This is a genomic window from Streptomyces sp. NPDC087420, assembly GCF_044744165.1.
GTDB lineage: Bacteria > Actinomycetota > Actinomycetes > Streptomycetales > Streptomycetaceae > Streptomyces.
In genome coordinates this window covers 89,307-102,049 of sequence record NZ_JBIUXU010000013.1, presented here as the reverse complement: position 1 = coordinate 102,049, position 12,743 = coordinate 89,307, and the positions used below count along the sequence as shown (strand labels likewise).

General features: G+C 71.2%; 16 protein-coding genes. 11 read left to right on the top strand and 5 right to left on the bottom strand.

The annotated features are described in order from the left end of the window. Window positions 1–61: 61 nt before the first annotated feature. Complete coding sequence (locus ACIO1C_RS26615; protein ID WP_401867677.1) at window positions 62–1,753, bottom strand: bifunctional 3'-5' exonuclease/DNA polymerase; 1,692 nt, start codon at window positions 1,751–1,753, stop codon at window positions 62–64. A 105-nt stretch (window positions 1,754–1,858) separates the two neighbouring features. Here ACIO1C_RS26615 and ACIO1C_RS26610 point away from each other — a divergent pair, with 105 nt between their 5' ends. Beyond that, entirely contained in the window at window positions 1,859–2,773 is a 915-nt protein-coding gene (locus tag ACIO1C_RS26610) for an NADP-dependent oxidoreductase (RefSeq protein WP_401867675.1), read from the top strand. Window positions 2,774–2,864: 91 nt separating this feature from the next. Here ACIO1C_RS26610 and ACIO1C_RS26605 read toward each other — a convergent pair whose 3' ends face one another. Continuing rightward, window positions 2,865–3,422, bottom strand: coding sequence for a sugar O-acetyltransferase (locus ACIO1C_RS26605; RefSeq protein WP_401867673.1), 558 nt, complete (start codon window positions 3,420–3,422; stop codon window positions 2,865–2,867). Between the two features lie 139 nt (window positions 3,423–3,561). Here ACIO1C_RS26605 and ACIO1C_RS26600 point away from each other — a divergent pair, with 139 nt between their 5' ends. Then, the gene (locus ACIO1C_RS26600; RefSeq protein ID WP_401867671.1) at window positions 3,562–4,785 is read left to right on the top strand and encodes a DUF2786 domain-containing protein; all 1,224 of its coding nucleotides are present in this window, start codon (window positions 3,562–3,564) and stop codon (window positions 4,783–4,785) included. A 23-nt stretch (window positions 4,786–4,808) separates the two neighbouring features. Here ACIO1C_RS26600 and rpsN read toward each other — a convergent pair whose 3' ends face one another. Together rpsN and rpmB are read right to left on the bottom strand one after the other, a co-directional pair. Beyond that, entirely contained in the window at window positions 4,809–5,114 is a 306-nt protein-coding gene (rpsN, locus tag ACIO1C_RS26595; protein WP_401867668.1) for a 30S ribosomal protein S14, read from the bottom strand. Continuing rightward, the gene (gene rpmB / locus ACIO1C_RS26590) at window positions 5,114–5,350 is read right to left on the bottom strand and encodes a 50S ribosomal protein L28 (protein ID WP_401868120.1); all 237 of its coding nucleotides are present in this window, start codon (window positions 5,348–5,350) and stop codon (window positions 5,114–5,116) included. The genes rpsN and rpmB overlap by 1 nt, the downstream gene beginning before the upstream one ends. A 52-nt stretch (window positions 5,351–5,402) precedes the next feature. Between rpmB and rpmG the strand changes: the two genes are divergently transcribed. The 5 genes from rpmG (at window position 5,403) to ACIO1C_RS26565 (ending at window position 7,949) form a co-directional block, all read left to right on the top strand. Further along, window positions 5,403–5,567 (top strand): 50S ribosomal protein L33, encoded by a 165-nt coding sequence (gene rpmG, locus ACIO1C_RS26585; RefSeq protein ID WP_161309516.1) that lies wholly within the window; start codon window positions 5,403–5,405, stop codon window positions 5,565–5,567. A gap of 76 nt (window positions 5,568–5,643) precedes the next feature. After that, window positions 5,644–5,901, top strand: a complete 258-nt coding sequence (locus ACIO1C_RS26580; RefSeq protein WP_401867664.1) for a type B 50S ribosomal protein L31 — start codon at window positions 5,644–5,646, stop codon at window positions 5,899–5,901. Further along, entirely contained in the window at window positions 5,901–7,091 is a 1,191-nt protein-coding gene (locus tag ACIO1C_RS26575) for a CobW family GTP-binding protein (protein ID WP_401867662.1), read from the top strand. Before ACIO1C_RS26580 ends, ACIO1C_RS26575 begins: the two co-directional genes overlap by 1 nt. 1 nt (window position 7,092) lies before the next feature. Continuing rightward, window positions 7,093–7,371 (top strand): 30S ribosomal protein S18, encoded by a 279-nt coding sequence (gene rpsR, locus ACIO1C_RS26570; RefSeq protein WP_401867660.1) that lies wholly within the window; start codon window positions 7,093–7,095, stop codon window positions 7,369–7,371. A gap of 335 nt (window positions 7,372–7,706) precedes the next feature. Beyond that, complete coding sequence (locus ACIO1C_RS26565; protein ID WP_161309512.1) at window positions 7,707–7,949, top strand: DUF397 domain-containing protein; 243 nt, start codon at window positions 7,707–7,709, stop codon at window positions 7,947–7,949. Window positions 7,950–8,055: 106 nt separating this feature from the next. On the opposite strand, the gene ACIO1C_RS26560 is transcribed toward ACIO1C_RS26565, so the two are convergent. Beyond that, window positions 8,056–8,550, bottom strand: a complete 495-nt coding sequence (locus tag ACIO1C_RS26560) for an ATP-binding protein (protein ID WP_327235215.1) — start codon at window positions 8,548–8,550, stop codon at window positions 8,056–8,058. A gap of 336 nt (window positions 8,551–8,886) precedes the next feature. Here ACIO1C_RS26560 and ACIO1C_RS26555 point away from each other — a divergent pair, with 336 nt between their 5' ends. The 4 genes from ACIO1C_RS26555 to ACIO1C_RS26540 all read left to right on the top strand — a co-directional run bounded on the left by ACIO1C_RS26555 (window position 8,887) and on the right by ACIO1C_RS26540 (window position 12,698). Beyond that, window positions 8,887–9,756: a helix-turn-helix transcriptional regulator gene (locus tag ACIO1C_RS26555; RefSeq protein ID WP_345943794.1), complete on the top strand. Its 870-nt coding sequence runs from the start codon at window positions 8,887–8,889 to the stop codon at window positions 9,754–9,756. Between the two features lie 71 nt (window positions 9,757–9,827). Next, on the top strand, window positions 9,828–11,285 hold the full coding sequence (locus ACIO1C_RS26550; protein ID WP_401867655.1) for an aldehyde dehydrogenase family protein: 1,458 nt from the start codon (window positions 9,828–9,830) through the stop codon (window positions 11,283–11,285). A 120-nt stretch (window positions 11,286–11,405) separates the two neighbouring features. Next, a complete protein-coding gene (locus tag ACIO1C_RS26545) occupies window positions 11,406–11,954 on the top strand; it encodes a DinB family protein (protein ID WP_401867653.1) in 549 nt (182 codons plus the stop codon). A gap of 102 nt (window positions 11,955–12,056) precedes the next feature. Continuing rightward, window positions 12,057–12,698 (top strand): PadR family transcriptional regulator, encoded by a 642-nt coding sequence (locus ACIO1C_RS26540; protein ID WP_401867650.1) that lies wholly within the window; start codon window positions 12,057–12,059, stop codon window positions 12,696–12,698. Window positions 12,699–12,743 lie beyond the last annotated feature (45 nt).

Genomic DNA, 12,743 nt, shown 5'->3' with positions numbered 1-12,743 from the left:
CACCGATCCGCCGAGCCGGGGGGCTCGGCGGATCGCCGCGGCCTGGGCCCGTCCGTCCCGCTCACTTCGCGTCGAAGTACCGCTCCACCGTCGCCGTCGTGAACGGAAACCGCACCGGCGTCTCACCGAAGGCGATCCGCCCGGCCAGCTCGCCCGCCGCGCGGATCGCCTCCGTCACCTCCGCGGTCTCCTTCTCCGGGCAGTGCACGATCACCTCGTCGTGCTGGAAGAACACCAGCTCCGCCCGCATCCCCGCCGTCGCCCGCCGCAGCGCGGCCAGCATCAGCAGCGCCCAGTCGGCCGCACTGCCCTGCACGACGAAGTTCCGCGTGAAGCGCCCGCGCGCCCGCCCGTTCGTCGACGCGTACCCCGGGGTGAACTCGCCGTCCACGGGCACCGCCTCGCCCGCGTCCTGCGGGATCCCCGCCTCGCCGTCGTCCTCCGCCCCGGCCGCGCGCGGGCTGGTGCGCCCCAGCCACGTCCGTACGAGCCTGCCCTCCTCGCCCGCCTTCGCCGCGTCGTCCACATACGCCACGGCCAGCGGGAACCTGCGCCGCAGCGCCGCCAGGTTCTTCAACCCGTCGCCCGAGGTCTGGCCGTAGATCGCGCCCAGCAGCGCGACCTTGGCGTGGTCGCGGTCGCCCGCGAACGCCCGGTCGGACAGGGCCGTGTACAGATCGCCGCCGTGCCCGGCCACCTCCATCAGGCCCGGGTCGCGCGAGATCGCCGCCAGCACCCGGGGCTCCATCTGGTCGGCGTCCGCCACCACCAGCCGCCACCCCTCGTCGGCGACGACGGCACGCCGTATCACCTTGGGGATCTGGAGCGCCCCGCCGCCGTTGGTCGTCCAGCGGCCGGAGACCGTACCGCCCGGCAGGTACTCCGGCCGGAACCGGCCGTCCCGCACCCAGTCCTGGAGCCACCCCCAGCCGTGCGCCGTCCAGATCCGGTACAGCTTCTTGTACTGGATCAGCGGCTCCACCGCCGGGTGGTCGATCTCCGCCAGCTCCCAGCGCCGCGTCGACCTCACCCTGATCCCGGCCCCCGCGAACGCCTTCACCACATCGGCGGGCAGATCCGGCCGCACCCGCCGCCCGAACGCCGCCGACACCTCGTCCGCCAGCTCCGCCAGCCGGCGCGGCTCACCCCCGCCCGCGTACCGCTCGCCGAGCAACTCGTGCAGCACCTCCCGGTGCACGTCCGCCCGCCACGGCAGCCCCGCGCGGTGCATCTCGGCGGCCACCAGCATGGCCGCCGACTCCGACGCCGTGAGCAGCCGCATCCGTCCGGGGTGTTCGGCCGCCGCGTGGCGTTCCTGCTGCCGCGCGTAGACCTCCAGCAGACCCTCGAAGGGGACGTCGGCGCCCGCGTGCGACTCGAACAGCGACGACTGCGAGCCCGGCGCGGCCGAGCGCGGCGGCGGATCGGGCGGTACGGGCCCGTTGCGCAGCCGCGCCCAGGCCGCCGCCGCGGACCGGGGCTCCCCGAGGCGGCCCTCGTGGCCGAGGAGGAGCTGCTCCGCCGCCTCGATGTCGTAACACCGCTCCACCCGTACCCCCGCCGCCAGCAGGCGCGGATATGTCTCCGCCGTCGACCGCCACACCCACCGCCCGACCTCGGGCAGCCGCTCCCTGACCGCCGCGACCAGCTCGGGCTCCCGCAGCACGGGCCCGGCGGGCAGGCCGTCGGCGCCCAGCGGGGCGAGCAGCGCGCCGCCGCCGTCCGTCGGTGCGACAGCCCATCGTTCGGTCATGGAATCGAGTCTCGCAGGAGGGTCTGACAGCCAGGCGGGTCCGTGAAGCGGCACGATCGATTCCGTAGACAACACGACCTCCACCCCCACCCCACGGAGACACGCATGAAGGCGATCCAGTTCGAGGAGTTCGGCGGCCCCGAGGTCCTGCACCTCAAGGACGTCGGCGAACCGCACGCGGGCCCCGGCCAGGTCCGCGTGGCCGTGAAGGCCGCCGGCGTCAACCCGATGGACTACAAGATCCGCCACGGATGGCTGAAAGATTTCTTCCCCACCCCGCTGCCGTACGTCCCGGGTCTGGAATTCGCGGGCGTCGTGGACGAGATCGGTGAGGGGGTGACGGAGTACGCCGTCGGCGACGAGGTGCTGGGGTGGAGCGCCACCGGTTCGTACGCCGAGTACGCCCTCGCCGACGTCATCGCCCCCAAGCCCGCCGGCCTCGGCTGGGCGCAGGCCGCGGCCATCCCGATCGCCGGGGAGACCGCGCGCCGGGTGCTGGACCTGCTGGCCGTGGCCGACGGCGAGACCCTGCTCCTGCACGGGGCGTCCGGCGGTGTCGGCGCGGTGGCCGTACAGCTCGCGGTGGCGCGCGGCGTCAACGTCATCGGTACGGCGGCCCCGGCGAACCACGACTACGTGCGCTCGCTGGGCGCCGTGCCCGTGGCGTACGGCGACGGTCTGGTCGAGCGGGTCCGGAAGGTCGCGCCCCAAGGGGTGGACGCCGTGTTCGACGCGGCCGGCAAGGGAGCGCTGCCCGACTCGATCGAACTGCGCGGCGGTACGACCGACCGCATCGTCACCATCGCCGACGGGGAGGCCGCCGAGTACGGGGTGACGATGACGTCCGGCGCGCCCAACGACGAGTCGAGGCGGGACTCGCTGGTACGGAACGCGGAGCTGGCGGTCGAGGGCGGCCTGCACCTCCGGATCGCCGAGACGTTTCCGCTGTCCGGCGCGGCGGAGGCGCAGACGCGGAGCGAAGAGGGCCACCCGACGGGCAAGCTGGTGATCGTGCCGTAGAGCCGTAGAGCCGTAGAGCCGTAGAGCCGTAAAGCCGTAAAGCCGTAAACCGTGAATCGGTGGGGGCGGGGGACACATTCCCCGCCCCCTCCTACGTAAGCGCCCTGACCACCCTCGCCGGATTCCCCACCGCCAGCACCCCCGCCGGCAGGTCCTTCGTCACCACGGCCCCCGCCCCCACCACCGTGTTCTCGCCGATCGTCACCCCCGGGCAGACGATCACCCCGCCCCCCAGCCAGACGTTGTCCCCGATGGTGATCGGCGCCGCCCTCTCCCAGCCCGCCCGCCGCCGTTCCGTGTCCAGTTCGTGGAGCGGCGTGAGCAGTTGGACGTTCGGGCCGATCTGGACGTCGGCCCCGACGGTGATCGGGGCCGCGTCCAGGAACACCGCGTTGAAGTTGACGAACGTACGGGCGCCGATGCTGATGTACGTGCCGTAGTCGCAGTGGAACGGCGGCCGGATGTTCACCCGCTCACCCACCGAACCGAGCAGCTCCGCCAGGATCCCCGCGCGATCGGCGCGCGCGGCCCCTCCGTTCGCGTTGTACGCCGCGCAGAGCGCGAAGCGGCGCTCGGTCTCCGCGCCCAGCTCCTCGTCGTCCGCGATGTACCACTCCCCGGCCAGCATGCGCCGCTTGTTCTCGCCCACGGAGGTCCTCTCGTCGGATGCGTATGCGATGCGTATGCCGATACGTATGACGTACACGGAGGCGCCCACGGTAGCCGTACACCCTGTCTGGGATCATGGATCCTTCGGGCAGGTACGGAGGTACGGAGAGGGCAGTGGCATGAGCGAGGCCGGCACACGGACCGTCGAGCTGGCCCTCGCCGCCCTCCTGGCGGCCGGCGGCCGGGGAGGCGACGGGAGCGAAGGCGTCGACACCGGCGCCTCCCTCCTCGCCGCCGACCCCACCGCCGACGCCGAGCTGCGCCGGCGGGGGGAGCGGTTCGTACGGCTGGCCTGGGAGCGCGGCTGGCAGCCCGCCGACGTCGTACGGCTGGTCCGCCGCGATCTCGGCGAGGCGCACGTACGGCTCGTCACCGAGCTGATCACGGCGGAGACGCGGCGGTACGAGCGGCTCCCGCCGCGCTGGTCCGAGCAGCTCGCGGACCTCACCGCCGGGTCGGCACAGGCGCCGGCGCCGCCCCGGGCCGACCGCTTCTCCCACGCCACCGCCGTCCTGGAGCTGTACCGGCTGCTCATCCGCCTGCCCGCCGTCGAACCGGCCGGTCCCGTACCGGGCACGCCCCTCCATCTGCCGCCCGCCGAGGGCGAGCCCCGCATGCTCACCCGGATCCGCGCGCTGCTCGCGAAGGCGGAGGCGACCGGCTACCCGCCGGAGGCCGAGGCGCTCACCGCCAAGGCGCAGGAGCTGATGGCCCGGCACAGCATCGACGACGCGCTGCTCGCGGACCGGACGATGCGGGGCGATGTGCCCGGCGCGTGCCGGATCGGGGTGGACGCGCCGTACGAGACGGCGAAGGCGATCCTGCTCGACGCCGTCGCCACCGCCAACCGCTGCCGCGCGGTGTGGAACAGCGCGTACGGCTTCTCCACCGTGGTCGGTTTCGAGGCCGACCTGGCGGCCGTCGAACTGCTCCACACCTCGCTGCTGGTGCAGGGGACGGCGGCGATGACCCGCGCGGAGGCGGAGCAGCGGGCGGCGGGGCGCAAGCGGACGAAGACCTTCCGCCAGTCCTTCCTGATGGCGTACGCGCACCGCATGGGCGAACGGCTGGCCGCGGCGACCGACCAGGTCACGGCGGACGCGGACGTGCGCGAGGAATCCGGGGGCGCCGCCCTGCTCCCCGTGCTCGCCGCGCGGGACGTGGCGGTCGAGGACCGTACGGACCGGATGTTCCCCGAGACGGTCGCGACCCGGGTCCGCGGGGTGACGGACGAGGCGGGCTGGACCCACGGCACCTCGGCGGCGGACGCGGCGCGGGTGCCGGGCGGCAGGGGCACGGGGGACGGGCGCGGCCGGATCCGCCCGGGCACGGACCGGCCTTAGGGCCTGTCCCCCACCAGCCCCGCCTACCAGGACGACTTGCGCACCCCCGGCAGGAATCCGGCGTGTGCCTGCTCGCGCAGCCGGACCCGGGAGAGGCCGAACTTCCTGAGGTGACCGCGCGGCCGCCCGTCCACGCTGTCCCGGTTCCGTACCCGCGTCGCACTGGCGTCCCGTGGCTGGCGCAGCAACTCCGCGCGCGCCGCGACCCGTTGGGCCTCGGGTGTGCCGGGCCGCCGCAGGATCTCCTTGAGTTCGGCGCGCCGTGCCGCGTACCGCTCGACGATCACCTTGCGCCGCTCGTTGCGGACGATTTTGCTTCTCTTCGCCATCAGACCCTCACCCCACGGGCGCGGATCCGGGCCACGGCGGCCTCGATGCCGATCGAGTCGATGGTCTTGATGCCCTTCGTGCTGAGCGTGAGGCGTACGTGCCGGCCCTCGCTCGCGAGCCAGTAGCGCTTGCGCTGGATGTTCGGGTCGAACCGGCGGGAGGTGCGCCGGTGCGAATGGGAGATCTGGTTGCCGAATCCGGGCTTGGCGCCGGTCAGTTGGCAGTGGGCGGACAAGGTCACGCACCCCTCTCTTTGGTAATGGAAACCATTTCCATATACTAACCCCATGGCCCGCAACGAACTACGCCCGATCGTCAAGCTCAGGTCCACGGCGGGGACCGGCTTCACGTACGTGACCCGCAAGAACCGCCGTAACAACCCGGACCGCATGACCCTGCGCAAGTACGACCCGGTCGTGCGCCGGCACGTCGACTTCCGCGAAGAACGCTGATCCGCGCCCCCAACTGATCCGCGACCCCAGCTGATCCGCACCTCCAGCTGATCCGCGCCCCGACGAGAGGACCCCCATGAAGCCCGGAATCCACCCCGACTACCGGCCGGTCGTCTTCCGAGACAAGGCCGCCGACTTCGCCTTCCTGACCCGGTCGACCCTCACCAGCACCAGGACGGTCGAGTGGGAGGACGGCAACACCTACCCCGTCGTGGACGTCGAGACGTCCTCGGCGAGCCACCCCTTCTACACGGGCACCGCCCGCGTGCTGGACACGGCGGGGCGCGTCGAGCGCTTCGAGCGCCGCTACGGCCGTAAGCCCGAGGCCCGTTGATGGGCGCGTCGAACGGCGCGGGGGCGCACGGAGGCGGCCCTGACGGCCCCGGCCGCCGCCTCCCCGTCGCCCTCGTCGGCGGCCTGCACTCCGACGCCCGCAAGCAGGCCGTCCAGCGGCTGCTCACCGCCGTCCCCGGCAGCGTCGCGCTCCACCACGACCTCTCCACCGCCGAGCGCGGCACGGTCGTGCGGACCGTCCGCGACGCCTCCTCCCTGCTCTCCCACAGCGAGACCCCGCTGGTCAACGACTGCGCCTGCTGCGCCCTGCGCGAGGATCTCGTCCCCGAGCTGGTCCGGCTCGCCGACGACGGCCTCACCCGCCTCGCGGTCGTCGAGCTCTGGGACTCCGTCGAGCCGCGCGGCATGGCCGAGGTCATCGCCGCGCACGGCGAACGGCTCGTGGTCACCTCCGTACTGACCGCTGTCGATCCCGCCCTGCTCCTGCCTTATCTCGGCAACGGCGACGACCTCTCCGACGCCGGCCTCGCCGCCGCACGCTCCGACCACCGGACCGTCGCCGACACCTGGGCCAGGCAGCTGGAGTACGCGTCGGTGCTCGCCGTCGCCGACAACCCGCTCGCGGACGACGAGGACCGCGCGCTGCTGGCCCAGCTCCACCCCACCGCCCCGCAGGTGCGGATCGCGGACGGCGGCGGGCTGGCCGCCGCCGCGCTGGCCGGCTTCGACGTCGAGTCGGCCGCGGCCCGGCACCACCCGGCCTGCGCCCTGCTGCCGCAGGACGCGGACGAATGCGGTGTCGGTACGTACGTCTGGCACCGCGACCGCCCCTTGCACCCCGAGCGGCTCTACCGGGCCCTGGAAGAACTGTGCTGCGCGGCGGCCCGCAGCCGCGGCCGCTTCTGGCTCGCCGACCGGCCCGACACCCTGGTGGCCTGGGACGCCGCCGGCGGCGCCCTCTGCGTGGAGAGTTTCGGGCCCTGGCTGGCCTCGCTGCCCGAGGCCGCATGGGACACGGTGCCCCCGCTGCGGCGGGCCGCCGCGGCGCTGGACTGGCACCCCGAGCACGGCGACCGCTGCCAGCACCTGGTCTTCACCTCGCCCGGCCTCGACCGCGACGGGATCGAGCTGCTCCTCGACTCCTGCCTGCTGACCGACGCCGAGTACCGCGCGGGCCGCGAGTCCTGGAAGCGACTGCCCCCCGCCTTCGACGCCCTCCTGGAGGTCTGACATGTCCACCCGAGGCCCCGCGTCCTCCGCGCGCGGCGCCGGCTCCGGCCGCCGCGCGGACCGTAAGCCGTCCGCCCGCCCCAACCCGCTGGACCACGCGGGCATCACGTACGTCGACTACAAGGACACCGACCTGCTGCGGAAGTTCATCTCGGACCGGGGCAAGATCCGCAGCCGCCGGGTGACACGCGTCACCGCGCGGCAGCAGCGGCAGTTGGCGCGGGCGATCAAGAACGCCCGCGAGATGGGCCTGCTGCCGTACCGCTCGGCACCGCGCTGACCGGCGCGATCGGGCGCGTGACGCCGCGCGGGGCGTCACGCGCCCCGCGTTCCGGCCGACAGAGGCTTCCCCCACGGCGTGGGGGAAGCCTCTTCCGCGTTACCTGTGTGACCCGTGCGACCCATGGGGCCGGTGTGATGCCCTCGATCTTTACCTGGACACTGGAGCCAGAAAGCCGTTCTGTGCGTCTGTTCCAGGAGAGCGCACGTGCACGCGCGAAGGAGTAACCGAAGGACCACCCCGCGTGCACGTGCATCTGCTCATGCATGCGCACATGAACACAGCTATGATCCGGGAAAGTTGACACTTGCACCTTGCAACTCGGGGAGCGACCTGTGCACCACGTGTACAACGGCATTGCGGCCACAGAGCTGCACGGCGTCGTCTGGCAGAAAAGTAGGCACAGCAACTCCCAGGGATCCTGCGTGGAGTTCGCCAAGCTGCCTGGTGGGGAGGTGGCGGTACGGAACTCACGCCACCCGGACGGCCCCGCGCTGGTGTACACGCCGGCCGAGATCGAGGCGATGCTGCTCGGTATCAAGGACGGCGAGTTCGACCACCTGATCGCGGAGGGCTGAGAGCGCCGAAGCGGAGAGCTGAGGGCGCCGAAACGGGCGAAATCGCCCGGAGAGTATGGCCGGAACGCATGCGTTCCGGCCACCCTCGTGTCCGTCGGTCGGTGGGTCAGTCGGTCTGGAGCTGGAAGAGCGCCCAGACCACCTTTCCGTGCAGCGAACCCGCCAGCGGGTGCCAACCCCAGGTGTCGCTGAAGGAGTCGACCAGGAACAAGCCCCGGCCGGACTCCGCCGCACAGTCCTCGTCCGTCTCCCGTGCCACCGGACTCGAGTGGCTGGGATCGCGGACCGCGCACACCAGACGCGACTTCCACCGCATCAGGTGCAGGCGTACGGGGGAGTCCTGAGGCTCCCGCGGGGTGTCCGCCGGCAGGGCGTGCCGCAGCGCGTTGGTGACGAGTTCGGACACGACAAGCGCGACATCGTCGAAGCGGTCGTCAAGTTCCCACTGGTCCAACGTGGTCCGGGTGAACTGCCTGGCCCCGCGCACCGCCTCGTAGCGGGCGGGCAGGGCGCACGACGCCGAGCTCGCCACCCCTGCGGGATCGATGGGGGGAAGCCCCTGCCTTAAAGGCTCGAGCATGGTCGATCCATTCGTCCCCATGCGAGGCACTCCCGGGATTCGCGGCCGTAGCGATACTGCGCGGTGGTCCAGCGTCACAACACGTCAATCACGAACGAGCACACAGGTGCGCGGGGACCATGGTTCCGAATGCGTACGGCAGATGCAAGGGCAGATGCACGTGCACGTGCCGGACCTGTCCCTTCCCGTGACGGTTCTTTCACATTTCTCCCACCGACTACTTTTAGGCTCTCCGTAAAGCCTTCTTCTTTCCGTAATCGAATGAGTACGCGCTGAAGCGTTTTGATGGCAGAATCCGGGGCTTGGGGCTCGGGGGTGCCCTGCGGTGAACCACTTGTGATGGGGAGGGTTGGAGACGTGACCGCAGCCGAATCGGGCGGTTCCGTAGTGCGGCGCATTCTGCTGGGCTCACAGTTGAGGCGCCTGCGCGAGACGCGCGGCATCACACGTGAGGCCGCCGGCTACTCGATCCGCGCATCCGAGTCCAAGATCAGCCGTATGGAGTTGGGACGGGTGAGCTTCAAGGCCAGAGACATCGAGGACCTGCTGACCCTCTACGGGGTCGCGGACGAGCGGGAGCGCGGAGCTCTCCTCGGCCTGGCCCGGGAGGCCAACGTCGCGGGCTGGTGGCACAGTTACAGCGACGTGCTGCCCGGCTGGTTCCCGACCTACATCGGTCTGGAGGGCGCCGCCTCACTCATTCGTATCTATGAAGTGCAGTTCGTGCACGGCCTGTTGCAGACCGAGGCGTACGCCCATGCCGTGGTCACCCGCGGGATGCGCGACCCCGAGAAGCAGTGTGCCGAGATCGAACGGCGCGTCGCGCTGCGGCTGGAGCGCCAGAAGGTGCTCGTCTCCGAACGGGCGCCCCGCTTCCACGCCGTGCTGGACGAGGCCGCGCTGCGGCGCCCGTACGGCGACCGCTCCGTGATGCAGGGCCAGTTGAGGCACCTCATCGAGATCTCCGAGCAGCCGAACGTCACGCTCCAGGTGATGCCGTTCAGCTTCGGCGGCCACGCGGGCGAGACCGGTGCCTTCACGATGCTGAGCTTCCCCGAGTCGGACCTCTCCGACGTCGTCTACCTCGAACAGCTCACCAGCGCGCTGTATTTGGACAAGCGCGAGGAGATCGCCCACTACGAACGGGTGATGGAGCGGCTCCACCAGGACAGTCCCGGCCCCGGTGAGAGCCGCGATCTGCTTCGTGGACTCCTCGAACTCTGCTGATACAGAAGTATGATGACGTGACATCAGTGACATCGGTTACGCGGTAGTCCTGCGACGAGGGGTCGAGTCTCATGTCCTTCTTCACCAGCCTCGCCCACCAGTACATCGACGGTGAGTGGAAGCCCGGGAGCGGCTCCTGGGACATCATCGACTTCAACCCGTACAACGGGGAGAAGCTGGCCGCGATCACGGTGGCCTCGGTGGCGGAGGTCGACCAGGCCTACCGTGCGGCGGAACGCGCGCAGGTGCCCTGGGGCGAGAGCAACCCGTACACGCGCCGGCTGGTGTTCGAGCGCGCCCTGCGGGTGGTCGAGGACCGTGAGGACGAGATCGCCGAGACGATCGTCGCGGAGCTGGGCGGGACCCGGCTCAAGGCCGCCTTCGAACTGCACCTCGCCAAGGAGTTCCTGCGCGAGGCGATCCAGCTGGCGCTGCGCCCCGAGGGCCGAATACTTCCCTCGCCGGTCGACGGCAAGGAGAACCGCGTCTACCGGCTGCCGGTCGGGGTCGTCGGTGTCATCAGCCCCTTCAACTTCCCGTTCCTGCTGTCGCTCAAGTCGGTCGCGCCCGCGCTGGCGCTCGGGAACGCCGTGGTCCTCAAGCCCCACCAGAACACCCCGATCTGCGGCGGATCCCTGGTGGCGAAGGTCTTCGAGGACGCGGGCCTGCCGCCCGGCGTGCTGAACGTCGTGATCACCGACATCGCGGAGATCGGCGACGCGCTGCTGGAGCACCCTGTACCCGCGGTCATCTCCTTCACCGGCTCCGACAAGGTGGGACAGCACGTCGCCACCGTCTGTGCCAGGAACTTCAAGCGCGCCGTCCTCGAACTGGGCGGCAACAGCGCGCTCATCGTCCTGGACGACGCCGACATCGACTACGCGGTGGACGCGGCGGTGTTCAGCCGCTTCGTGCACCAGGGCCAGGTCTGCATGGCGGCCAACCGCATCCTGCTGGACCGGTCGGTGGAGAAGGAGTTCACCGAGAAGTTCGTCGCCAAGGTGAAGACGCTGAAGGTCGGCGACCCGGCGGACCCGGCGACCCACATCGGTCCGCTCATCAACTCCTCGCAGGCCGACGCCGTGACGGCGGTGGTCGAGCAGACCGTCGCGGCGGGCGCGACCGCGCTGCTGCGCGGCTCGACCGTCGGCAACCTCGTCTCCCCGACGGTGCTGACCGGTCTGGACGCCGACTCTCCCGTCCTGGCGCAGGAGATCTTCGGCCCGGTCGCGCTCCTCGTCCCGTTCGACGGGGAGGACGAGGCGGTCCGGATCGCCAACGACACCCCGTACGGCCTGAGCGGCGCCGTCCACACCGGGGACGTCGAGCGCGGGGTGCGGATCGCGCACCGGATCCGTACCGGCATGATCCACATCAACGACGGTACGGTCCACGACGAGCCGATCGTCCCCTTCGGCGGCGAGAAGCACTCGGGGTCGGGACGGCTGAACGGCGAGTCGATGATCGAGGCGTTCACCACCCAGAAGTGGATCTCGGTGCAGTACGGCCGCTCGCGGTTCCCCTTCTGAGTGCACCCGCGTCCCTGAGTGCACCCGTGTCCGACGGGCAATGAGGACGGAAGCTGACCGCAAGGGTCCGTAATTTTGTGGGTACCGGAACGGACCGGTACCTACAGAAGGCGGTTCCCCATGGGCACCCAGGTCGGCCCCGAGATCCACGGCGACGAGCGCGACGCGCTCCTGGCCTTCCTGGACGCCCAGCGCGGCGGCATCCGCAGGGCGGTCCTCGGCCTGTCCGACGAGCGGGCCGCGACGACCCCCAGCGCGAGCGCGCTGTCGCTCTCCGGCCTGCTCAAGCACGCGGCGGAGACCGAGGAGAGCTGGCTCGCCACGGCGCGGCAGGTCATGCCCGAGGTCCAGCGGGACGAGAGCGACTGGGACGAGAGCTTCGTGCTCGTCGGGGACGAGACGGTCGCGGAGAGGCTGGAGTACTGGCACAAGGTCGCGGAGCGTACGGAGACGTTCATCCGCGGTCTTGGCCGCCTGGACGAGACGTTCCCGCTGCCCGAGGCGCCGTGGTTCCCGCCGGGCGAGCGGGCGTCGATGCGCTGGCTGCTGCTGCACCTGGTCACGGAGATGTCCCGGCACGCCGGCCACGCCGACATCATCCGCGAGACCCTCGACGGGAGGACGGCCTTCGAGCTGGTCGCGCGGGAGCGCGGCGAGGTGGGGGGCTGAAGCGGCGAGACGGCCGAGTGGGGGGCTGAAGCGGTGAGACGGCCGAAAACGAGTGGCGGGGCTGGCGAGGAGCGTGCCCTGCCAGGGCAATAGCCTGGAGGCATGTCACCGATCCGTTTGCTCGTGCTGGGCGCGGTGCGCCAGCACGGGCGGGCCCACGGCTACCAGGTGCGCAACGACCTGGAGTACTGGGGCGCGCACGAGTGGTCCAACGCCAAGCCCGGCTCGATCTACCACGCCCTCAAGCAGATGGCGAAGCAGGGCGTGCTGCTGGCCCACGAGGTGGCGCCGAGCACGGCGGGCGGGCCGCCGCGGACCGAGTACGAGATCACCGAGGCGGGCCACGCGGAGTACTTCAGGCTGCTCCGCGAGTCGCTGACGGCGTACGACCAGAACGTGGACGTGCTCTCCGCCGCCGTCGGCTTCATCCTCGACCTGCCGAGGGCGGAGGTGGTCGACCTGCTGGAGAAGCGGGTGGCCGCGATCGAGGCCTGGCGGGGCGCGGTGACGGAGAACTACGTACCGGAGGACGGCCCGGAGCAGCTCGGCCACATCGGCGAGATCCTGAACCTCTGGGTGTACACGGCGGACGCGGGCGCGGAGTGGACGCGCGGGCTGATCGCGCGCATCGAGGGCGGGGCGTACACCTTCGCGGGCGAGGGCGAGCCGTTCATCGGGGTGCTCGGCGAGGGCGAGGAGAACCCGTACGCGACGGGTGTCACCCACGAGGGCGACAGAAGCTAATCAAGTTTGACCAATGCGCGGTCAGGGGATACCTTTCTCGTCCTG

Bases quoted from the DNA above. Each gene is read 5' to 3' on its own strand.
- ACIO1C_RS26550 (WP_401867655.1), top strand. From the start codon at position 9,828: ATGTCCTTCTTCACCAGCCTCGCCCACCAGTACATCGACGGTGAGTGG.
- ACIO1C_RS26560 (WP_327235215.1), bottom strand. From the start codon at position 8,550: ATGGGGACGAATGGATCGACCATGCTCGAGCCTTTAAGGCAGGGGCTT.
- ACIO1C_RS26600 (WP_401867671.1), top strand. From the start codon at position 3,562: ATGAGCGAGGCCGGCACACGGACCGTCGAGCTGGCCCTCGCCGCCCTC.
- ACIO1C_RS26615 (WP_401867677.1), bottom strand. From the start codon at position 1,753: ATGACCGAACGATGGGCTGTCGCACCGACGGACGGCGGCGGCGCGCTG.
- ACIO1C_RS26575 (WP_401867662.1), top strand. From the start codon at position 5,901: ATGGGCGCGTCGAACGGCGCGGGGGCGCACGGAGGCGGCCCTGACGGC.
- ACIO1C_RS26540 (WP_401867650.1), top strand. From the start codon at position 12,057: ATGTCACCGATCCGTTTGCTCGTGCTGGGCGCGGTGCGCCAGCACGGG.
- ACIO1C_RS26545 (WP_401867653.1), top strand. From the start codon at position 11,406: ATGGGCACCCAGGTCGGCCCCGAGATCCACGGCGACGAGCGCGACGCG.
- rpsN (WP_401867668.1), bottom strand. From the start codon at position 5,114: ATGGCGAAGAGAAGCAAAATCGTCCGCAACGAGCGGCGCAAGGTGATC.
- ACIO1C_RS26610 (WP_401867675.1), top strand. From the start codon at position 1,859: ATGAAGGCGATCCAGTTCGAGGAGTTCGGCGGCCCCGAGGTCCTGCAC.
- ACIO1C_RS26580 (WP_401867664.1), top strand. From the start codon at position 5,644: ATGAAGCCCGGAATCCACCCCGACTACCGGCCGGTCGTCTTCCGAGAC.
- rpmG (WP_161309516.1), top strand. From the start codon at position 5,403: ATGGCCCGCAACGAACTACGCCCGATCGTCAAGCTCAGGTCCACGGCG.
- rpsR (WP_401867660.1), top strand. From the start codon at position 7,093: ATGTCCACCCGAGGCCCCGCGTCCTCCGCGCGCGGCGCCGGCTCCGGC.